At 55.7% G+C, this 19,251-nt stretch carries 21 protein-coding genes; 12 read left to right on the top strand and 9 right to left on the bottom strand.

What is annotated here, in order from left to right:
* Positions 1-69: 69 nt before the first annotated feature.
* From BUA85_RS07710 to BUA85_RS07725, 4 genes are all read left to right on the top strand, one after another.
* Complete coding sequence (locus BUA85_RS07710; protein ID WP_072900233.1) at positions 70-1,455, top strand: hypothetical protein; 1,386 nt, start codon at positions 70-72, stop codon at positions 1,453-1,455.
* Positions 1,456-1,552: 97 nt separating this feature from the next.
* Positions 1,553-3,172, top strand: a complete 1,620-nt coding sequence (locus BUA85_RS07715; RefSeq protein ID WP_072900234.1) for an AMP-binding protein — start codon at positions 1,553-1,555, stop codon at positions 3,170-3,172.
* Between the two features lie 208 nt (positions 3,173-3,380).
* Entirely contained in the window at positions 3,381-3,686 is a 306-nt protein-coding gene (locus tag BUA85_RS07720; RefSeq protein ID WP_072900235.1) for a hypothetical protein, read from the top strand.
* Between the two features lie 30 nt (positions 3,687-3,716).
* Positions 3,717-4,700, top strand: coding sequence for a TraB/GumN family protein (locus tag BUA85_RS07725; RefSeq protein ID WP_072900236.1), 984 nt, complete (start codon positions 3,717-3,719; stop codon positions 4,698-4,700).
* 64 nt (positions 4,701-4,764) lie between these two features.
* On the opposite strand, the gene BUA85_RS07730 is transcribed toward BUA85_RS07725, so the two are convergent.
* Entirely contained in the window at positions 4,765-5,427 is a 663-nt protein-coding gene (locus BUA85_RS07730) for a DUF2161 domain-containing phosphodiesterase (protein WP_072900237.1), read from the bottom strand.
* A gap of 508 nt (positions 5,428-5,935) precedes the next feature.
* On the opposite strand from BUA85_RS07730, the gene BUA85_RS07735 reads away from it, so the two are divergent.
* Complete coding sequence (locus BUA85_RS07735) at positions 5,936-6,853, top strand: manganese-dependent inorganic pyrophosphatase (RefSeq protein WP_072900238.1); 918 nt, start codon at positions 5,936-5,938, stop codon at positions 6,851-6,853.
* Here the strand turns inward: BUA85_RS07735 and BUA85_RS07740 are convergent.
* Both BUA85_RS07740 and BUA85_RS07745 read right to left on the bottom strand, forming a co-directional pair.
* Entirely contained in the window at positions 6,850-7,488 is a 639-nt protein-coding gene (locus tag BUA85_RS07740) for a 2-hydroxychromene-2-carboxylate isomerase (protein ID WP_072900239.1), read from the bottom strand. The genes BUA85_RS07735 and BUA85_RS07740 overlap by 4 nt on opposite strands.
* A 109-nt stretch (positions 7,489-7,597) precedes the next feature.
* Positions 7,598-8,629 (bottom strand): hypothetical protein, encoded by a 1,032-nt coding sequence (locus BUA85_RS07745; RefSeq protein WP_131802779.1) that lies wholly within the window; start codon positions 8,627-8,629, stop codon positions 7,598-7,600.
* 283 nt (positions 8,630-8,912) lie between these two features.
* Here BUA85_RS07745 and BUA85_RS07750 point away from each other — a divergent pair, with 283 nt between their 5' ends.
* The 5 genes from BUA85_RS07750 to BUA85_RS07770 all read left to right on the top strand — a co-directional run bounded on the left by BUA85_RS07750 (position 8,913) and on the right by BUA85_RS07770 (position 12,863).
* Entirely contained in the window at positions 8,913-9,788 is an 876-nt protein-coding gene (locus BUA85_RS07750) for a TIGR01459 family HAD-type hydrolase (RefSeq protein ID WP_072900241.1), read from the top strand.
* Between the two features lie 78 nt (positions 9,789-9,866).
* Complete coding sequence (locus BUA85_RS07755; protein WP_072900242.1) at positions 9,867-10,310, top strand: MaoC family dehydratase; 444 nt, start codon at positions 9,867-9,869, stop codon at positions 10,308-10,310.
* A 108-nt stretch (positions 10,311-10,418) separates the two neighbouring features.
* Positions 10,419-11,360: a bifunctional riboflavin kinase/FAD synthetase gene (locus tag BUA85_RS07760; protein WP_072900243.1), complete on the top strand. Its 942-nt coding sequence runs from the start codon at positions 10,419-10,421 to the stop codon at positions 11,358-11,360.
* Positions 11,350-11,817: a YcgN family cysteine cluster protein gene (locus BUA85_RS07765; RefSeq protein ID WP_072900244.1), complete on the top strand. Its 468-nt coding sequence runs from the start codon at positions 11,350-11,352 to the stop codon at positions 11,815-11,817. The genes BUA85_RS07760 and BUA85_RS07765 overlap by 11 nt, the downstream gene beginning before the upstream one ends.
* Complete coding sequence (locus tag BUA85_RS07770) at positions 11,817-12,863, top strand: threonine aldolase family protein (RefSeq protein ID WP_072900245.1); 1,047 nt, start codon at positions 11,817-11,819, stop codon at positions 12,861-12,863. The genes BUA85_RS07765 and BUA85_RS07770 overlap by 1 nt, the downstream gene beginning before the upstream one ends.
* A gap of 54 nt (positions 12,864-12,917) precedes the next feature.
* On the opposite strand, the gene BUA85_RS07775 is transcribed toward BUA85_RS07770, so the two are convergent.
* Both BUA85_RS07775 and BUA85_RS07780 read right to left on the bottom strand, forming a co-directional pair.
* A complete protein-coding gene (locus BUA85_RS07775; protein ID WP_242649007.1) occupies positions 12,918-13,703 on the bottom strand; it encodes an alpha/beta fold hydrolase in 786 nt (261 codons plus the stop codon).
* Positions 13,703-14,302, bottom strand: a complete 600-nt coding sequence (locus BUA85_RS07780; protein WP_072900246.1) for a 2-hydroxychromene-2-carboxylate isomerase — start codon at positions 14,300-14,302, stop codon at positions 13,703-13,705. The genes BUA85_RS07775 and BUA85_RS07780 overlap by 1 nt, the downstream gene beginning before the upstream one ends.
* Positions 14,303-14,408: 106 nt before the next feature.
* Here BUA85_RS07780 and BUA85_RS07785 point away from each other — a divergent pair, with 106 nt between their 5' ends.
* Positions 14,409-15,425 carry a ribose-phosphate pyrophosphokinase gene (locus BUA85_RS07785; RefSeq protein ID WP_072900247.1) on the top strand — a complete coding sequence of 339 codons (1,017 nt, stop codon included), beginning with the start codon at positions 14,409-14,411 and terminating at the stop codon, positions 15,423-15,425.
* Positions 15,425-15,964 (top strand): hypothetical protein, encoded by a 540-nt coding sequence (locus tag BUA85_RS07790; RefSeq protein ID WP_072900248.1) that lies wholly within the window; start codon positions 15,425-15,427, stop codon positions 15,962-15,964. The genes BUA85_RS07785 and BUA85_RS07790 overlap by 1 nt, the downstream gene beginning before the upstream one ends.
* Before the next feature lie 54 nt (positions 15,965-16,018).
* On the opposite strand, the gene BUA85_RS07795 is transcribed toward BUA85_RS07790, so the two are convergent.
* From BUA85_RS07795 to BUA85_RS07810, 4 genes are all read right to left on the bottom strand, one after another.
* On the bottom strand, positions 16,019-16,366 hold the full coding sequence (locus BUA85_RS07795; RefSeq protein ID WP_072900249.1) for an H-type lectin domain-containing protein: 348 nt from the start codon (positions 16,364-16,366) through the stop codon (positions 16,019-16,021).
* 126 nt (positions 16,367-16,492) lie between these two features.
* Complete coding sequence (locus BUA85_RS07800; protein ID WP_072900250.1) at positions 16,493-16,918, bottom strand: F0F1 ATP synthase subunit epsilon; 426 nt, start codon at positions 16,916-16,918, stop codon at positions 16,493-16,495.
* Positions 16,919-16,928: 10 nt separating this feature from the next.
* Positions 16,929-18,353 carry a F0F1 ATP synthase subunit beta gene (atpD, locus tag BUA85_RS07805; RefSeq protein ID WP_072900251.1) on the bottom strand — a complete coding sequence of 475 codons (1,425 nt, stop codon included), beginning with the start codon at positions 18,351-18,353 and terminating at the stop codon, positions 16,929-16,931.
* Positions 18,354-18,371: 18 nt separating this feature from the next.
* The gene (locus BUA85_RS07810; protein ID WP_072900252.1) at positions 18,372-19,250 is read right to left on the bottom strand and encodes a F0F1 ATP synthase subunit gamma; all 879 of its coding nucleotides are present in this window, start codon (positions 19,248-19,250) and stop codon (positions 18,372-18,374) included.
* Between the last annotated feature and the right edge of the window lies 1 nt (position 19,251).

Here is a 19,251-nt window from a genome sequence, read left to right on the forward strand (position 1 = left end):
ATTCAAAACTTCTACAATTCCGTTGCGTGCCCCTTTTAGCTCGAGCCCATCGAAAATTTGGGGGACTTTATGTTCAGATCAACCGTTTCCAAGTTGGTGCTTTGCGCCACGGCATCTTTGGCTCAAGCCGATGGCCACATCTTCACCGCCACAAACGAAGTAGAATTGCGCGAAGCGTTAGAAAATGCCGCCGCAGCCGACGCGCCTGTGATCGTTGTTGCTGGCAGCAACATTGACGCAGCTGCTGGCTTTACCTTTGCAGGCACCGGCTCGCTCACTCTGATCGGCAACGGCCAGACCATCGCAACATCCGCTGACGAAGACGTCTTTGCCGCGACCGAAGGCGCAAACTTGACGATCAGCAATCTGACCTTCGAAGGCCCCAGCGGCTTCGATATCCAAAACCGCGGCGATGCAGATGGAACAGCCGGTAAAGGTATCTTTGTCGACGTCCGCGACGATCAAACCGGCGACGTCATTGTGGATCTGTTCAACGTCACCGTGCGCGGCGTTGCAAACCACGGCATCCACATCATCGACTGCACGCTTGCAGATGAATGCGGCTCCGGCGGCGGCGGCGCGGGCGAAGGTTCTGATGCCAGCGTTCACGTCATCCTTAACAACGTCACCATTGATGACGCGGGCAACGGCAAATTCGACGCCGACGGACTGCGCGTCGATGAGCGCGGCGCAGGCTCGATCCGTGTCGACATCACTGGCTCCACTTTCCAATTTGTTGGCGCAGACGGTGTTGAACTGGACGAAGGACAAGCCGGCGACGTGATTTCGAACGTCACCGACAGCACATTCGCCAATAATGGCAACTACTGTGACCCAGCGATTATGGAAGCGTTCCTTCCCGACCCAGACGAAGGCGAATTTGATGAAGGCGAATTTGCTGAAGCCGACGTACCGCCGGCTGTCGAAGGTTCCCCCGATGATCTTTGCATCGAACGCGAAGTTAACCTCTACGACGACGGATCAGTCGAAGAATTCGCCTTTGGTCTTGATCTTGATGACGGCTACGACATCGACGAAGCAGGCGAAGGCTCCATCATTTCGGTCATGTTTGGCTCTTCCATCGTCGATAACCTCGATGAAGGCATCGACTTTGACGAAGAAGACGGCGGCAACATCGATGTTGTGTTTATCGCGACCGATGCGAGCGGCAATACAGACGACGGCTATAAGTTCTCCGAAGAAGGCGACGGCGACACCATTGCTGTGGTGACAGCATCTTCGGCACTTAACAACGGCGGCAAAGGGTTTGTCTTTGAAGAAGCCGATGAAGGCGATTTGGAGGCAAGCCTCATCGCAAGTGAAACCAAAAACAACGACGATGGCGACGACACTGGCGTTGAAGCCGTTCAAGAAGGCGATGGCGACGGTGCATTGATGTTGATCGCCTCTGACATCGAAGATGGTGTCGACCTAGACGGCGTCGACGACAAGTAAGCTAAGTTGAGGCCGAGGGTTCACACCTTCGGCCTCCTTGCCCCTGCTTGACAAGAATTGAACATTTGTTCAATAAATCGATAGAGGGGGCCGAAGCATGCTACGTCGATCAGATTCCTACACATCCCTACGTGCAGATTTTAGCTGGGACATACCCGAATTTTACAATGTCGGCGTCGACGCCTGCGATAAATGGGCAGAGCAAACACCCGATGCATCCGCAATTGTCGACGTTAAATCCCACGGTGTCGAAACCTACAGCTTTTCAGCTCTCAAAGCGCTCTCGAACCAATACGCCAACGTCATTTCGACTCATGCGTCAACAGGCGACCGCATCGCCGTCTTGCTGCCGCAACAGGTGGAAACCGCAGCCGCGCACATCGCGATCACCAAAATGGGATGTGTTGCCTTACCGTTGACAACGCTATTCGGCCCCGACGCCTTGCAACACCGCTTGGGCGACAGCGGTGCAACGGCGTTGATCACAAATTGTGAAACTGCTTCGAAGCTAACTGAGCACGCCGATGCGCTGCCCAACCTCAAAGCGATTTTCACAGTGGACGGCGCGACAAAAGGCACGCTCGACCTGACAGAGTTAGCAAAAAGCCAGTCAGATCGTTTCACCCCCGCCAAAACCAAATCCGACGACCCTGCATTTCTGATCTACACCTCAGGCACCACCGGCAATCCAAAAGGCGCCCTGCATGCGCATCGTGTCCTGCTCGGCCATTTGCCCGGAGTAGAGATGAGCCATGATTTCCTACCGCAAAAGGACGATAAATTCTGGACCCCTGCGGATTGGGCATGGATCGGCGGCCTGCTCGACGTTTTGTTCCCCGCACTCCACCATGGCCTACCCGTCGTCGCCCATCGCTTCCAGAAATTCACAGGGGACGCCGCCTTCGATTTCATCGAGACTCACGGCATTCGGAATGCGTTTATCCCGCCCACCGCACTGAAGATGATGCGTCAAGCGGCGAAGCAAAGACCGCTCAACATGCGGTCCGTTGGCAGCGGTGGAGAGACCTTGGGCAAAGAGTTGATCGAGTGGGGCGAGCGCATGCTTGGTACAACGATCAATGAATTTTATGGCCAAACCGAATGCAACATGATCGTGTCCTCATGTAGCGCGATCGCTCCTGCGGAACCCGGCGTGATGGGCTTTGCCGTACCGGGGCATGAGGTCGAAGTACTTTCTGGCGACAACACGCCCTGCCCTATTGGCACCATCGGAGCTATCGCCGTCAAAACGCCCGATCCGGTGATGTTTTTGGGATATTGGAATAACCCAACTGCCGCCGACCAGAAATTCGTCACCAATACGCACGGCAAATGGCTTCTGACCGGTGACACGGGGCTAAAAACAGAAAGCGGCCGTATCCAATTCGTCGGCCGGGACGATGATGTCATCAACTCTGCCGGATACCGCATCGGGCCAGGTGAAATCGAAGATTGCTTGCTGACCCACCCCGCCGTGCAACTGGCAGGCGTGGTCGGCGCACCTGACGACATGCGCGGCGAACGCGTGACCGCTTTTGTGACCTTGGCCGACGGTCAAACCGAGACGGAAGCGCTTGCCTTCGACATCCAAACGCATGTCAAATCGCGCCTTGCGGCCTATGAATACCCGCGCGAGATCCACTTCACTGACGACATGCCGATGACGACCACAGGCAAGATTATCAGGGCCGAACTCCGCAAACGCGTGCGCAAATAACACAGATCACGCCATCGCCAAAAGAATCCTTGGCGCAAGCGCAACCGTAGGTTATCCCCGCACCAGAAACCAACGATCCGAAAGGAAGTCCAATGACGCAAGGAATGTTTACCGCCACCCTCTGGTAAGCTGCGCATTGTGACGTGTCGCGGCGCTTGCCGGACACATCTTCCCTACAAAACGATCTTTGATTTCTTGGAGCATCCCCATGCATCCCCCGTTTACATTCCCCAACCATCCGGTTGGACCCACGCGCACCTCACCCACGCCTGAAAAACGGGTGGTGCGACGGTCAAAACCCGAAGCCCTGCGCCTGATACCTGCCGCGCCGAGCGTGCCGCCTGTTCCGCTGGTCGTGCCAACAGACAACTATCCCGCTCCGGCGGAAAATGCGGTCCAGCCAAAAGACCGTCTTCAAGTTGTCCCAATCCCGCGCAATACTCTGCGCGATCGGGTCGGGCGGTTCTTGATCCGCATCGGTCAACGCATGATCTTAGACAATCACCCGGGCTAACCGGCCCGGGCCTTTCACAAAGGGCCTTTTATGCGCATTCTGCTTACTTTGTTTTTCTGCCTCTGGTCCCCAAGCCTTGCGGCGCTGTGCACGGGTTCCAGCTTTATGGATCGGATCACAGAAGCAGAGCGTGCTCAAATCGCCGAGGCTGTTGCGGCAACGCCCTATGCCACCGGTCTGCATTGGACAGCGACGAAGGACGACAAAACGCTCCATTTGATAGGCACCATGCACATTGCCGACCCGCGCCTGCAATCGGTCTTTGATCGAACCGCGACATCGGTGGACGCGTCGGAACTTCTGCTGGTCGAAGCCACCGCCGAAAGCGAAGCAGAGATGCAAGCCGCCTTCGCCGCCAACCCTGATATGATCTTCATCACCGAAGGACCAACCCTGCCGGAATTGCTGGATGAAGAGACCTGGCAAACCCTCTCAGAAGCTGTCAGCGCCCGCATGGTCCCGCCTTTCCTCGCCGCAAAAATGCGGCCTTGGTACTTGTCGCTCACTCTGGCCATCCCGCCATGTGTCATCCCAGAGTTGACTGCCGGTGAACGCGGCCTTGATCACATGCTGATGACCTATGCCGACGAGATAGGCGTGCCAGTAGAGGCCATAGAAGACCCCATTGAAGTGATGCAAGCCCTTAGCGGCGGCACCTTTGAAGAACAGCTCGACGCCCTCCGGCTCAGCCTGCTCACACCGGAACTCCAGACGGAAATGTTCGTCGCCATGCTCAATTCCTACTTTTCGGAAGAGATCGCCGAGGTATGGGAAGCGTCGCGCTTGGCTGTGAACTATGTGTCTGAACTTTCGCCAGAAACCGCCGAAGCCCTGTTCGAAGAGGTAGAAGTCGCGCTTTTGAAAGAACGCAATCTAAATTGGATACCCGTCGTTGAGGCGGCATTTGAAGACAACACCACGGTGACACTTGCAGTCGGTGCCGCGCACCTGCCGGGGGAGTTCGGTGTGCTGACGTTGCTGGAAGACAAAGGCTGGGCGATTTCACGCAACTAGCCCCTGAAATAAAACTCCGACCTAGTTCTCTTGGCTCCGGATCGCCTGCGATCCGGGGCAGAATTCAAACATCCGCCCAATCTTCCAACCCTTTGCGCCCCTTCGCAGTAAGCCCATAGATCCCGCGATCCACCCGTTCGAACCACCCATAGGGATTGCCCGCCATGATCCGCGTTGCCTCTGGCACCTCGGTCCATTCCTTCACGACGCTGCCTTTAGATGGCCCATGCACCGCGAGAAACCGCGCGCACTTCAGCGCGTCCTGCCGATAGCCCGTCACAATCCCATGCCGTGTCGCTCCACCCGCATTCGGGTCACCCTCTAACCGAGCAAACGCACGCAGCAGTTTCGACTGTTTCTTCTTTGACTTTCGAGGACGATAGGGTTCCGGATCCGCATGAACCTCCACATGCCCGTCGCGCAAACGCACGGTCATAACGCCCAGCCCCACACGCCGCGCGAGCTTAACGTTGTCCTTCAACGCCCGATCCGCCGCCTTGGATGCGCCCTTAGGCACCGCCACATAGACCAAATCCGTCATTGCCAACCGGTCGATGCCTTGATGAAACAAGGCGAGCGAAAACCCTTTCTTCAGTTCCACCACAACAGGGTCTTCATCACCGCGCACTGCCATCACATCAACAGCCCCCACCTCTCCCTTTACCTCATACCCCTGACGCGTCAGATAGGCTTTGATGGGCGGATATAGGTCAGCTTCGCGGGTCATACGGCGACACTACGACGAACAACCCCAAAGGGGAATCCCCGACGACATAAGCCGTCGGGGTCGAAACTGCCGCCCTCCCAATCGGCCGGGCATGCGCATCGGCCGACCTAACGGCTTAGCGTTTTGTCGCTGAACGAAACCTTGACGGTTCTGCAATTGTTTTAGCTCAGGGCGCCGGCGCAGCGTATCTTGGGACAAAGGTGGTTTAGCCGCCTTGCGCGGCTTTGGTGTTTTACGGGGCATGATTTACCTCACTTCAATGATCGTCAGAAAAATATGAAACGCAATTGCGTTAAGCTGACATGTCCATTGCTGGGGCCCTCCTGATCAGTGTGTACGAAAAAGCGATGTCTTAGGTACGTTTGTCCACTGTCAGAGCCCTCCTCTTTGAGATGGCCCCTGCATAAAAAAGCACCACCACTCTGTCAACAAAACAAGGGGGTGACAGCCCCCGACCGCCCGCCTATAAGGCGCGCAAAATCTCCCTGTATTCGAAAGATCGCCCGCTATGACAACCCTCGTTTTTGGCCACAAAGCCCCCGACACAGACAGCCTCGGCTCCGCCCTGATTTGGGACTGGTTCCTCAACCACACTGGCACGGACGCCAAAGCCGTCCTACTCGGCGATCCAAACACCGAAGCCGCATTCGTCGCGAAACGCTGGGGATTTGACCAGCCAGAAATCATCGCAGATGTGGCCGACGATCAGCCTTGCGTCATCGTCGACACCAACAACCCTGCCGAATTGCCCGCCAACATCAACAACGCCGACGTGCAGGCCATCATCGATCACCACAAGCTGGTCGGCGGATTGGAAACCAAAGGTCCAATCGACATCACCATTCGCCCGCTCGCCTGTACGGCCACGATTATGTACCACCTGATGGGCGAACATGCGGCGCACATGCCTGAAGGCATCAAAGGGCTGGTTTTGTCCTGCATCCTCTCGGATACGCTGGAGTTCCGTTCCCCAACCACGACAGAGATCGATCAGAATTTGGCGATCCAATTGGCAAGCGAACTGGACATCGACCTGAAAGCCTACGCCTCTGAAATGTTCGAAGCGAAATCCGACGTCTCCGCTTTCTCGGACGCTGAACTCCTGCGTATGGACAGCAAAGAATACGCCGTTGGCGACACGAAATTCCGTGTCTCTGTGCTGGAAACCACAGCGCCGAAAATCGTTCTGGACCGCAAAGACAGCCTGATGGCCACGATGACAGATGTCGCCGCCGAAGATGGCGTCGATCAGGTGCTGCTCTTCGTTGTCGACATCCTCGCCGAGGAAGCCACCATGCTGATCCCGAACGAGCTGTCCAAAACTGTTGCTGAAAAGAGCTTTGATGCCACCGTATCAGGCGACACCGTTGTTCTGCCCGGCGTGATGAGCCGCAAGAAACAGATCATCCCGAACCTCGCCGTCTAATCGACCGGCGGGTTTGTCCAATTGGGTGGCGCGAACGGCTGTTTGACCGCCCGTTCCACCAACTCCAACCGATCTTGGCCATAAAACGGATCGCCAACGACCACATAGGTCGGCGATCCGAAGACGGCGTTCTTGATGGCCCAAGAGATATTGGCCTCGATCGCATCCAGCACGTCCGCAGATTGCGCAGCCTCCACCAGAGCGTCGCCATCTGACCCAACCCGCGCGGCGATATCCTTAAGCGCGCTGACATCCGACAAATCCACATCGTCCTCCCAATGCGCCTCTAACATCGCATGGGCCAAGGCATCGACCTCCGCGCCCGTCGGACCCGCAGCCGTCAGCATTCCGGTCGCCACGCGATAATCCGCATCGTGATAGGTCGGGCGATAGTTGATGATCGGCACCTCTCGAAATTCAGCCCACCGTTCAATATCGCGGCCAAAGAAGTAGTCCACATGCGCCTGCGTCCGCGCCGCAAAGGGAAGGCTACCTTGCGCCTCCACCACCGGTGAGAGCAACACGGGTCGGTGGACCAAAGTCACATCATTGGCTGCGCAAATCTCCGCCAATTTACGCGACCCCAGATAGGCATAGGCCGAATGGGCGGAATAGACGTAATCAAGTGTGACCACGGCCGAACCCTTTCAAGTTTTGCGCATGGTCTCGCAATAGTCTTCGGAAATCAAACGGGACGGCGGGCGGGGCGTCTTGGCCAAAGGCCAGAAGCGACGCTCGCGTCCCTCAATGCATCATCATCACGTCTTCATAGGTCTCGCCATCCTCAAAGCCGTAATCCGCATGTTCCTGATCCACCGCCAAGCTGGCCATCAGCGTTTCCCCATCTACCTCCTCAACCGCAGCTTTTTTGACTAAACCCTCAGCGATCCCTTCCCCTTCAGGATCGCCCAATGTCACCATGCTCTGAAAGTAATTCGCCACATCCGCCTGCGGCACATCCAACGCCGGCCACTGCGGCCAGTCGAATGTGTCATTCATAAAGGGTTGTGTCTGATCATGGCTCAGAACCGTCAGATGGTTCAGATCATGCGCAATCGCCACATCTTTGCCTGAGGCATCTTCAAAGTCACGCCATCCATGCACACGGCCATGCATCCATCCCCCATAGTGCGGTTCCATTTTCAGGGTGTTTACGAATTCATTCACCAACCCGTTCTCTTCGAGATAGCGGTCGAACCCCTCCAAACCATAGGCCTCCACCATAACAAGGACCTCGCCAACTTCCACCTCACGCGCAGCGAGCTGAATGTCTGCCAATATCTGAGGATCGAACGCATCATCGGCGATCCATCCGACTTTCGCACCCTGCATACTGTAGTACAGTCCAACGCCAGGGATATCGTCTCCGTAGGCTTCCTCGTTATTCGTCAAACCTTGATCGAAAGCCCATTCTCCCACTTCTTCTAATGAAACGGGTTTGAGGCCCAGAAAGTCACGAAGCCCGTTATAAGCAACTTGTGCTTCCGTCGTAATCGGAGTCCGCCCGCCCTCTAAGGACTCAACATGCGTATGGCTGCTGGTTCCATGATGCGTACCGAATTCCGTTATGTCGACATATGCTGCATCCGAACCTCCATGAGACCCGTGATCTTGTTTCGATCCATCATCGTCCTCGCCTTCGGTGTCTTCATCGATCGACACAGATGTTGGGATTGCATCCCCTTCCGCTGAACCACTCTCCTTGTCTGACGACGAGCCACCGCCCATAGCGAAGATCGCACCCAAAAGACCGATCAGTATCATTAGGGGATTCATAGCACCCTCCCTGAGTTGCATCACTTTTTAACGACCAAACCAAAGAACCAACCGCCGTGCATAGCCTCCTGCCACTGATTCATGAAGACCGGCTCAAACTTGCCGCGGAAGGTCAATCCAAAGGCAAAAAAGCGCCGCTGAGGAAACCGCGGGAGTCCACCTTTTCGACAGCACCACCTTGCCCCTGTCACAGGACCGACATATGCCATTGCGTACATACAGCTTGTGTACGCCCTGTGTACGCTCGGTGTACCTGAAAAACATAGAGATTAGAGCTTGCCCCATGACGCAGATCATCCAGAATTTTTCCGACATTTCGGCACAGTATGACGCTGCTTTTGTCGATCTTTGGGGGTGTATGCACAACGGGATCGAAGCCTTTCCCGAGGCCGTCAAAGCCATGCAGGATTTCCGCGCTCAAGGCGGCGCAGTCGTACTAGTCACCAACTCCCCCCGCCCGCGTGATAGCGTTGCCGATCAGATTGAAGGAATGGGCGTGCCACGCGATGCCTATGATACAATCGCCACCTCTGGCGACAGCGCACGCTCTGCCATGTATCAAGGGGCCGTGGGCAGCAGAATCTGGTTCATGGGCGAAAGCCCTCGCGATGATGCCTTCTTTAACCCGCTGAAAATCATCGAAAATCCGGTTGAAATTGAAAAGGTTGGCCTACGCGATGCAGAAGGCATTGTTTGCTGTGGCCCATTCGATCCGATGGCTGACCCTGAGGTGAACCGAGCTGACTTTCTGCTGGCGAAAGAGATGGGATTGAAACTGCTCTGCGCCAATCCGGACATTGTCGTTGACCGCGGCGAAACCCGTGAGTGGTGCGCCGGTGCGCTCGCCAAACTCTATGCCGATATGGGCGGCGAAAGCCTCTATTTCGGCAAACCGCACCCGCCAATCTACGATCTCGCCCGCCGCCGCCTCGCCGCGTTAGGAAAAACCTCATCTGATCCGCGTATCATTTGTATCGGCGATGGAATCATCACCGACATTCTGGGCGCGCAACAAGAAGACCTCGACAGCCTCTATATCACGGGCGGCCTTGCGGCAGCTGAAACCAAAACCAAAACCGACCCCAATCCAGAGGCGCTAAGCGCTTATTTACAAACGGAAATGATCGGAACGACCTTTGCGATTGGTTTCCTGCGATAGGGCGCTTCTGCGGTTGCAAAGTAATTAAATTACCCATATAAGCGCCTCAACGGATAATTATTTCGCGATGGAGCTTTCATGTTGGACAACGCACCCCGTGGTACGATCGTCATTGAAGACATCGAAATTGGTATGGTTCGGTCACTCCGCAAGGAGGTGACAGATCGCGATATTGAACTCTTCGCGGAAGTCTCCACCGACCGCAATCCTGTGCATCTTGATGAAAGCTACGCGCAAGATACGATCTTTGGCGGCCGTATTGCGCACGGGATGCTAACCGCTGGTTTGATCTCGGCCGTTATCGGTGAACAGCTGCCGGGCCACGGCACCGTTTACATGGGCCAATCGCTGAAATTCCTCGCCCCTGTCCGCCCCGGCGATGTAGTATTGGCAGAGGTTGAGGTGATCGACATCGATTACCCCAAACGCCGCGTCCGGATGGAAACCCGCTGTCTAGTTGATGGGAAGAAAGTCCTGCTCGGCGAAGCCACCGTCCTCGCGCCATCCGGCAAGTTCGACTAGGCCCAAGCTCTTTCATCTTGGCCCAAAAACTCCCCTCGGAGGGCCGCTTTGCACTTAGGCACACCCCTGCAGTCTTGAACCCACGCCACCACCGCGTTACGCATCGCCATGCGCATTATCCGAGACACGCTTTTCATTGATCCAGAAGACCGCGGCGCGGCAGCCGCCATCGGTAATTTTGATGGTGTCCACCTCGGTCATCAAGCGGTAATAGACGTCACTCGACAAGCTGCAAAGGCCGCCCATGCGCCTTTGGGCATCATGACATTTGAACCTCACCCCCGCAGCTATTTTTCCAACGATCCCATACCTTTCCGCCTGATGAACGCAGAAGCCAAAGCCAGCCGGATGGAAAAACTGGGCGTCGAAAAACTCTACGAAGTGCCATTCAACGAAGCCCTCGCCGCCCTTACCCCCGAAGCCTTTGCAAAAGAAATCATCTCCGAACGCCTTGGCCTTGAACATGTGGTTGTCGGGCAGGATTTTTGCTTTGGCAAAGGGCGCGCCGGGACCACTGAAGATTTGGTTCGGTTCGGCCAAGAGTTCGGCTTTGGCGTCACGATCGCTCCCATGGTTGAAATCGCGGAAAACGAAGTCAGCTCCACCGCGATCCGCCAAGCCCTCACCGATGGCCGCCCCCGTGACGCCGCTGCAATGCTAGGCCATTGGCATCGCATCGAAGGTGAAGTTATCGGGGGCGAACAGCGTGGCCGCGAGTTAGGCTATCCCACCGCGAACATGTCTATCGCGGGTTTGCATCCTCCAAAATTCGGCGTCTATGCGGTAAAGGTCGATGTGCTGGATGGCACGCACGTGGGCAGCTACAACGGGGCCGCCTCGATCGGCACCCGCCCGATGTTTGGCGAAAACCTTCCTAATTGCGAAACCTTCCTGTTTGATTTCTCAGGCGACCTTTACGGCAACACCCTCTCCGTCGCCTTGGTCGATTACCTCCGCCCTGAACTGAAGTTCGACGGGCTCGACGCGCTCATCACGCAAATGGACGCAGATTGCACCCATTCCAGAGAGATTTTGGCCAATGTCGACTAGCATCACACGCGACGGCATTCGGCCAGAGTTTTGGAAGAAGACGCCGCTCGAAGATTTGGGAAAACTCGAATGGGAAGCGCTCTGCGATGGCTGCGGGAAATGTTGCCTGAATAAGCTGGAGGATGACGACGGCACGGTAGAGTTGACCCGCGTCGCCTGCCGGTTGCTCGACACAGAAAGCTGCCTTTGTACGCAATATCCCATCCGGCATCAGTTCGTGCCAGAGTGCATTGTGCTGACCCCTAAGACCTTAGAAGACAACATGTATTGGCTTCCTAAGACCTGCGCCTATCGTCTGGTTTTTGAGGGCAAGGATTTGGAACCTTGGCACCCGCTCATTTCCGGCGACCCCAGCACAGTTCACCAAGCCGGTGTATCAATGGCTGGAAAAGCTGTGCCTGAAATCGAAGTCCACGAAGACGATTGGGAAGATCATATTATTGAGGAGCCGACCTGATGTTTTTTGCCTCTGACAACGCGGGCCCTGCCCATCCAAAAGTGATCGAAGCGCTCTCCAAAGCAAATGAAGGTTACGCCATGGGTTATGGCGCGGATGCGATCATGGACCGCGTGCGCGACAAAATCCGCGACGTCTTCGAAGCGCCCCAGGCCGCTGTCTATCTGGTCGCCACAGGCACCGCCGCGAATTCCATTTTGCTCGCCACGATGGCGCAGCCGTGGCAGACGATCTTTTGCTCGCCCATGGCGCATATCCATGAAGACGAATGCAACGCGCCGGAGTTCTATTCCGGTGCAAAGCTGACGATTGTTCCCGCTGAAAACGCCAAGATGACGCCGGAGACATTGCGCGCCAGTATCGAAGGCGAAGAAACGCGCGGCGTTCATGGCCCACAACGCGGCCCTGTATCGATCACGCAAGTGACAGAGAAAGGCACCGTACATTCCGTTAACGAGATCAAAGCATTGACGGGTGTAGCCTCTGATTACGGCCTTAAATGCCATCTCGACGGCGCCCGCTTTGCCAACGCTTTGTCATTCTTGGGCTGCACCGCGGCCGAGATGACATGGAAAGCAGGCATCGATGCGGTCAGCTTTGGCGGAACCAAGAACGGCCTTTTGGGTGTTGAAGCTTGCGTGATGTTTGACCCGGAGCTTGCATGGGAGTTCGAGCTGCGCCGCAAACGCGGTGGGCATCTCTTCTCCAAGCACCGCTATTTGTCGGCACAGATGGACGCGTATCTGGCAGATGATCTCTGGCTCGACATGGCCGGAAACGCCAATGCACGCTGTGCGCAATTGACGGAAGGCCTGCGTGGAATTGACCATGTGACGCTCAGCTTTGAGCCTGAAGCCAACATGATCTTTTTCCAGATGCCCCGTGCTGAGCACGCACGTGTTCTAGCTGGTGGAGCGACCTATTACGTGATGGATGGCGATCACACTTCTGGCGATCCAGATCGGTTGCTCACTGGCCGCTTGGTGACGGATTGGTCGATGACAGAAGACGTGATTGAGAGCTTTCTGGCGTTGATGCGGGGCTAGAACGTCTTGGAAGATCGACCCTGCGGGGGGAGTTTTTCGGCTAAGGTGAAAAATCTATGAGCTTTTGATGAGTGTTGCCGTTTCGCTAGGATGCGTGATGGGCAGCATGTGACCCGCACCCTTTACGATGAGGTCGGTGGCGTTCGGTAATCTGCGCACCAGCGCGTGGTGAATATCCGCGATGATTGGCTGCGTTTTGTCTCCTCGGATCAACGTCACCGGAAGATCGAGCGCCTCCAACGCTCCTGACGTCAACAGCTCTGCATTGTCCTCTTCAATGGCTGGTGCTCCTGCGGGGATCAGGTGGATTTGATCGATCAGCGCTGATCTTGTTGCGGCAGGCGAGTGAGACCACGAAAGGGCGCCCCACATGTCGTTGAAGACCTCCGCCGCCTTCGCCGTGTCCCCTATCGCTATCGCCTCCTCAAACGGCAGAAAATCACGTCTGTGCTGTTCGTAGGCTTGGGTACCTTTGGCGGCGGCGAAGAAGACCGGTTCGATCAACGTTAGGCGCGATACCAGTTCTGGTGCGAGAACCGCAGCACGCAACGCAACCGTGGCTCCAAAGGAGTGACCAATGATATGTGTTGGATTGGTACAGAGTTCCAACGCCTGCTGCGCCGTCACGCCTTGGTAGTCACCTTCATCATCCCAAGGCGCACTTCTTCCATGCCCCGGCATATCAAAAAGCGTAACCCGCCCTGACGGCGCGAGCGTTTTGATCAAAGGCAGCAATGCCTCAGACCGCGCCAGCGAGCAATGGATCCCGAGTACAGCTGGTCCACCTGCACCCATGCGAAGAACATTCGCAGACCGACCAGCCAGAATTTCAGTTGGCACTAGATCTTGCCAGCGAGATGCGCCTCTAGGTCATCCAAACGATCCTGTCCCCAAAACCGTTCATCCGCGTCGGTGATGTAGAACGGTGCACCAAACGCTCCTCGGTTCACCGCTTCTTCGAGGTTGGCGGCAAAGGTATCTGCGCTCGCCATCATGCCTTTGTCCGCAAGGTCTGCGTCAAAGCCAGACTCGGTAAGACAAGCGCGGATCACATCGTCTTGTGAGATGTCTTTCTCTTCTGCCCAGCAGCACGCCGTTAGACGATTGACCAGCTTGCCTACATCGCCGGACCCGTCCGCTTGTGCCGCGATAATAGCATAAGAGGCAGGCGCTGCATTCGTCGGCCAGAACATCGGCTTGATATTGATCGGCATCCCGGCAAGGGCCGCGCGGCGGCGCAATTCTTGGAGGCGATATTCCTGACGGTTGGGGTGGCGATCTTTCGGAGGAACGCCGCCCGTCCGACCGAAGAGACCCATAATGTCCAAAGGTTTGTAGGTGATTGTCGCGCCATGTGCTTTGGCCATGTCTTCAAGCCGTGTGCCCGTCAGATAGGTGAAGGGGCTGATGGGGGAAAAGAAGTAATCCACATGTGCCATTTTTTGTCTCCGGAACGCAGTGATTTTGTTGGTTGGACGGTAGCCATGTGTTAGGCGAAGTCAACGATACGAATCTGTTACATTTGCTGCTGCCAGGGGATGGGCCATGCCAAATCTGATCGAACCCAAATTGATTTCTGGGAACGCAAACCGACCGCTTGCTGAAACCGTCGCCCGCCGGATGTCGATGCACCGCGGGATGGAAGTGGGCCTTGTGGATGCGCGGGTGGAGCGGTTCAACGATGGCGAGATTTTCGTCGAAGTGTTCGAGAACGTGCGCGGTGAGGATATGTTTATCCTGCAGCCGACCTCAAACCCTGCCAACGACAATCTGATGGAACTTCTGGTGATTGCGGACGCTCTGCGCCGATCTTCCGCTGCACGGATCACAGCCGTCATCCCTTATTTTGGCTATGCCCGCCAAGACCGCCGATCCAAGGCCCGCACGCCGATCACGGCGAAGCTGGTCAGCAATATGATCGTAGAAGCAGGCATTGAACGCGTTTTGACCCTGGATTTGCACGCCACGCAGATTCAGGGTTTTTTCGATATTCCGGTAGATAACCTTTATGCCGCGCCAATTTTTGCGCTCGATGTGATGCATCACTTCAAGGGCAACATGGACGACGTGATGGTCGTGTCGCCTGACGTGGGTGGCGTGGCGCGCGCGCGGGATCTGGCGCAGCGGATTGGAGCGCCATTGTCCATCGTTGATAAGCGTCGAGGCAAGCCGGGTGAAGTGGCGGAGATGACGGTGATTGGTGACGTGAAGGATCGTCGCTGTTTGATCGTGGACGACATCGTCGATACCGCTGGTACGCTTTGCAAAGCGGCGGACGTTTTGATGGAAAACGGCGCGAAGGAAGTGCATTCCTATATCACGCACGGTGTCTTGTCTGGACCGGCCGTGGAGCGGATCAGCAAATCCTCGATGAAGAACCTAGTGATCACGGACACGATCCAACCGACCGAAGCGGTGAAGGCCTGTAAGAACATTCGGATCGTCAGAACCGCGCCGATGTTTGCGCAGGCGATTTTGAACACGTGGAACGGGACGTCCGTGTCGTCGCTCTTTGATCATAAAGCGCTGAAGCCGATTTATGAGGGGACGTATTCGAGTTGATGTCTCGAACCAAAGCAAATTTAGTTCTTGTTTGTAGTGCGCTTCTAATTGGATGTGCGCCGCCGGTTGATGATGAACTGATCAGCTATTTTGGAGCACCTGAACAAGACCTAGCAGTAGCGAAGAACGCAGTGGAGATTTGTGGGAACACCTCCCCTAAAGCCCGTGAAGAGGCATTTCGCAATATCGGCTTTGTGAACGCCACTTTTGTCAACTCGGAGCGTTCCATTGATGATGTCGACGGGCTGCTACTGATCGAGCCGGAAAGCGATGTCGTCGTAAAACTCGGCCAAGACGGTGGGGTGAGCGGCTGCATTGTAGGGTTAAAGGGCATGTCACCCGAGCAGAGCTTCAACCTCGCGCTTATCTGGGTGCGCAAATTTGGCGCCGTTTCAAATACTGAGCTTGGGCAAGGATTAACGCCCAACGCTATTGAAGCTTGGCGTTTTCGAGGTGATGGCTTTCCAATCTTCATTGCGGCCTACAAGACTTGGGACCTTTTAGAAGAACCAGGTGCTGCGGTCCGGTTATCCCACTAACACCGTACTTTCCTTCCCAAGCTTAGCAGTAATTAGGCAGGGCTGGCCGGACCATCAAATATCCCAAGCGTCCTCAGAACTCACCGCGCCGATCGCCTGCCACGCGACCCGCACGCGGGCGAACTTCGTATCGCCCCATGTCGCAAAGGCGATGTCGAACCCGCGGGTCGTCACGTTTTTCGCGCGCAAGTCCATCCGCATATAGGCCTCATTCGACATATCGCAGAGGGCCAGCGTCACCATGACGGACGGGGGCATATCGAAGCTTTCGGAGAATACGATAGGAACGGAAACGTCCCTTTGCCCATCTCCCGACCACATCGGGCCGCCATCTTCAAAATCGGAAAAAAGAACAGTTTCGCCCTGTTCAATACCCAGCTTGTGGCTGTCTAACTTACGCATACGGTCTACCATTTACTCAAACACTACACCTGACGCGTTAATCATGAATTTAGGCGAAATAAGGACGAAGAAACAAAAAGGCCCCCGAAAATCGGAGGCCTGATTGAATGTCTTCGTCATAAGCGCCTACTTTGAAGCGTTAAGCCCGATCTCACCGCCCATGTTCACCATGTCAGAGATCAGTTTGGCCGCGTCATCCACTGGGCCTGGCTCATTCTCAAAGTCAGATTGAGCTTCGGCGTGAACGCGTTTTGCGTCTTCGACCATCTGGTCAAAGATTTCCTGCGTCATCTCGGCCTTTGGCACAGCGCTTTCCGCGAGGACGGAAACGCTTTCCGCGTTGATCTCAGCAAAGCCACCAGAAACCACGTATTCTTCCGTGCCTGACCCGCTGACGACGCGCAGCATCCCAGGTCGCAGCGTTGTGATCGTTGGTGCGTGCATGGCCATGACAGTCATGTCACCGTCAGCACCCGGAATTTGGACCTCTGACGCCTCGACCGATGCCAATCGGCGCTCGGGCGAGACAAGATCGAATTGAAGGTTTGCCATTTAGGCCTCCTTAAGCAGCGTCTGCCGCCATTTTCTCGGCTTTTGCGATCACTTCGTCGATGCCGCCTACCATGTAGAACGCACCTTCTGGCAAGTGGTCGTATTCGCCTGCAACAACAGCCTTGAAGGACGCGATTGTGTCTTCAAGCGGCACCTGAACACCAGGGGAGCCGGTGAAGACCTGAGCCACGTCAAACGGCTGTGACAGGAAGCGCTGGATCTTACGTGCACGAGCAACAGTCAGTTTGTCTTCTTCTGACAGTTCGTCCATGCCGAGAATCGCGATGATGTCCTGAAGCGACTTGTAGCGCTGAAGGATTTGCTGCACGTCGGAAGCTACAGAGTAGTGCTCTTCACCGATAACTGCTGGGTCCAACAAACGCGATGTGGAGTCGAGTGGGTCCACCGCAGGGTAGATGCCAAGCTCGGAAATCGCACGGTTCAAAACGGTTGTCGCGTCCAAGTGCGCAAACGAGGTAGCTGGCGCAGGGTCGGTCAAGTCGTCCGCAGGCACGTAGATCGCCTGAACGGAAGTGATCGAGCCGTTCTTTGTAGAAGTAATCCGTTCCTGCATCGCACCCATGTCGGTTGCGAGTGTTGGCTGGTAGCCCACAGCAGATGGAATACGGCCCAAAAGCGCGGACACCTCGGAACCCGCCTGTGTAAAGCGGAAGATGTTGTCGACGAAGAACAGAACGTCTGTACCGGACTGGTCGCGGAACTGTTCAGCCATTGTCAGACCGGACAGAGCAACACGCATACGCGCACCTGGAGGCTCGTTCATCTGACCGTAAACCAAGGCCACTTTGGACTTTGTCAGGTCTTCCGCGTTGATAACGCCAGATTCGATGAATTCGTAGTAAAGGTCGTTGCCTTCACGTGTACGCTCACCCACACCCGCGAACACGGAGTAGCCAGAGTGCACTTTCGCGATGTTGTTGATCAATTCCTGAATAAGAACTGTCTTACCGACACCGGCACCACCGAAGAGGCCAATTTTACCACCCTTCGCATATGGTGCGAGAAGGTCGATAACTTTGATGCCTGTGACCAGGATTTCAGAGGCTGTGGACTGTGCTTCAAACTCTGGCGCGTCGCCGTGGATGGAGCGTGTCTCTTTCGTTTCAACAGGACCTTTTTCGTCCACTGGCTCACCCACAACGTTCATGATGCGGCCGAGTGTTGCGTCGCCTACTGGAACAGAGATTGTTGTGCCTTGGTCGGTGACGTCCTGACCCCGAACCAGACCTTCTGTTGCGTCCATCGCGATCGCACGAACGGTGTTTTCACCGAGGTGTTGCGCAACTTCGAGCGTCAGTGTCTTGCCATTGTTGTCTGTTGTCAGAGCGTTCAAGATTTCTGGCAGATGGTCATCGAACTGCACGTCAACGACGGCGCCGATGATCTGCGTGATCTTGCCTTTTGCGTTTGCCATAGTTGGTTTCTCCGGGGTCTAGAGCGCTTCCGCGCCCGAAATAATTTCAATCAGCTCGTTGGTGATCACAGCCTGACGTGAGCGGTTAAACTCAATGGTCAGCTTGTCGATCATCTCACCAGCGTTACGGGTGGCGTTGTCCATCGCAGACATCCGTGCGCCTTGCTCGGATGCACCGTTCTCAAGCAGAGCAGAGAAGATCGCCGTTGCGACACCACGGGGCAGCAAGTCAGCAAGGATTGCTTCTTCGCTAGGCTCGTAGTCGTAGATCGCGCCGCCATGATCGGCTGGTTCGACATCTTCAAAGCTTGCAGGAATGATCTGCTGCGCTGTCGGGATCTGGCTGACGACGTTGACGAACTTCGAATAGAAGATTGTTGCGACATCAAACTCACCCGCGTCAAAGCGTGCCAGAACATCCTTGGCGATGCCTTGGGCGTCGGCATAGCCAACGCGCTTCACTTCGGTCAGGTCAACGTGACCGATGAAGTGATCGCCCAGCTCACGCTTGATCGCGTCACGGCCTTTCTTTCCAACCGTGATGATCTTGACTGATTTACCAGCGTCGATCAGCTCTTGCGCTTTGGCTTTCGCCAGTTTCGCGATGTTGCCGTTGAAGCCGCCGCACAGCCCGCGCTCTGCTGTCATAACGATCAACAGTTGCGTATGGTCAGAGCCTGTACCCGCAATCAGCTTTGGCGCGCTGTCTGATCCGCCAACAGAGGCAGCCAAACCAGCCATCACCGCGTTGAAACGCTCGGAATACGGACGCGACGCTTCGGCGGCATCTTGGGCGCGGCGCAATTTTGCGGCCGCGACCATCTGCATCGCCTTGGTAATCTTCCGCGTGGATTTCACGCTTTCGATCCGGTTTTTAAGGTCCTTAAGACTAGGCAAA

Source organism: Cognatiyoonia sediminum, assembly GCF_900129845.1.
GTDB lineage: Bacteria > Pseudomonadota > Alphaproteobacteria > Rhodobacterales > Rhodobacteraceae > Cognatiyoonia > Cognatiyoonia sediminum.

Coding starts and splice junctions, on each gene's coding strand:
- BUA85_RS07800 (WP_072900250.1), bottom strand. CDS start 16,918: ATGGCAAACCTTCAATTCGATCTTGTCTCGCCCGAGCGCCGATTGGCA.
- BUA85_RS07790 (WP_072900248.1), top strand. CDS start 15,425: ATGTCTCGAACCAAAGCAAATTTAGTTCTTGTTTGTAGTGCGCTTCTA.
- BUA85_RS07745 (WP_131802779.1), bottom strand. CDS start 8,629: ATGAATCCCCTAATGATACTGATCGGTCTTTTGGGTGCGATCTTCGCT.
- BUA85_RS07760 (WP_072900243.1), top strand. CDS start 10,419: ATGCGCATTATCCGAGACACGCTTTTCATTGATCCAGAAGACCGCGGC.
- BUA85_RS07735 (WP_072900238.1), top strand. CDS start 5,936: ATGACAACCCTCGTTTTTGGCCACAAAGCCCCCGACACAGACAGCCTC.
- BUA85_RS07755 (WP_072900242.1), top strand. CDS start 9,867: ATGTTGGACAACGCACCCCGTGGTACGATCGTCATTGAAGACATCGAA.
- BUA85_RS07780 (WP_072900246.1), bottom strand. CDS start 14,302: ATGGCACATGTGGATTACTTCTTTTCCCCCATCAGCCCCTTCACCTAT.
- BUA85_RS07785 (WP_072900247.1), top strand. CDS start 14,409: ATGCCAAATCTGATCGAACCCAAATTGATTTCTGGGAACGCAAACCGA.
- BUA85_RS07770 (WP_072900245.1), top strand. CDS start 11,817: ATGTTTTTTGCCTCTGACAACGCGGGCCCTGCCCATCCAAAAGTGATC.
- BUA85_RS07730 (WP_072900237.1), bottom strand. CDS start 5,427: ATGACCCGCGAAGCTGACCTATATCCGCCCATCAAAGCCTATCTGACG.
- atpD (WP_072900251.1), bottom strand. CDS start 18,353: ATGGCAAACGCAAAAGGCAAGATCACGCAGATCATCGGCGCCGTCGTT.
- BUA85_RS07725 (WP_072900236.1), top strand. CDS start 3,717: ATGCGCATTCTGCTTACTTTGTTTTTCTGCCTCTGGTCCCCAAGCCTT.
- BUA85_RS07765 (WP_072900244.1), top strand. CDS start 11,350: ATGTCGACTAGCATCACACGCGACGGCATTCGGCCAGAGTTTTGGAAG.
- BUA85_RS07710 (WP_072900233.1), top strand. CDS start 70: ATGTTCAGATCAACCGTTTCCAAGTTGGTGCTTTGCGCCACGGCATCT.
- BUA85_RS07750 (WP_072900241.1), top strand. CDS start 8,913: ATGACGCAGATCATCCAGAATTTTTCCGACATTTCGGCACAGTATGAC.
- BUA85_RS07720 (WP_072900235.1), top strand. CDS start 3,381: ATGCATCCCCCGTTTACATTCCCCAACCATCCGGTTGGACCCACGCGC.
- BUA85_RS07795 (WP_072900249.1), bottom strand. CDS start 16,366: ATGCGTAAGTTAGACAGCCACAAGCTGGGTATTGAACAGGGCGAAACT.
- BUA85_RS07715 (WP_072900234.1), top strand. CDS start 1,553: ATGCTACGTCGATCAGATTCCTACACATCCCTACGTGCAGATTTTAGC.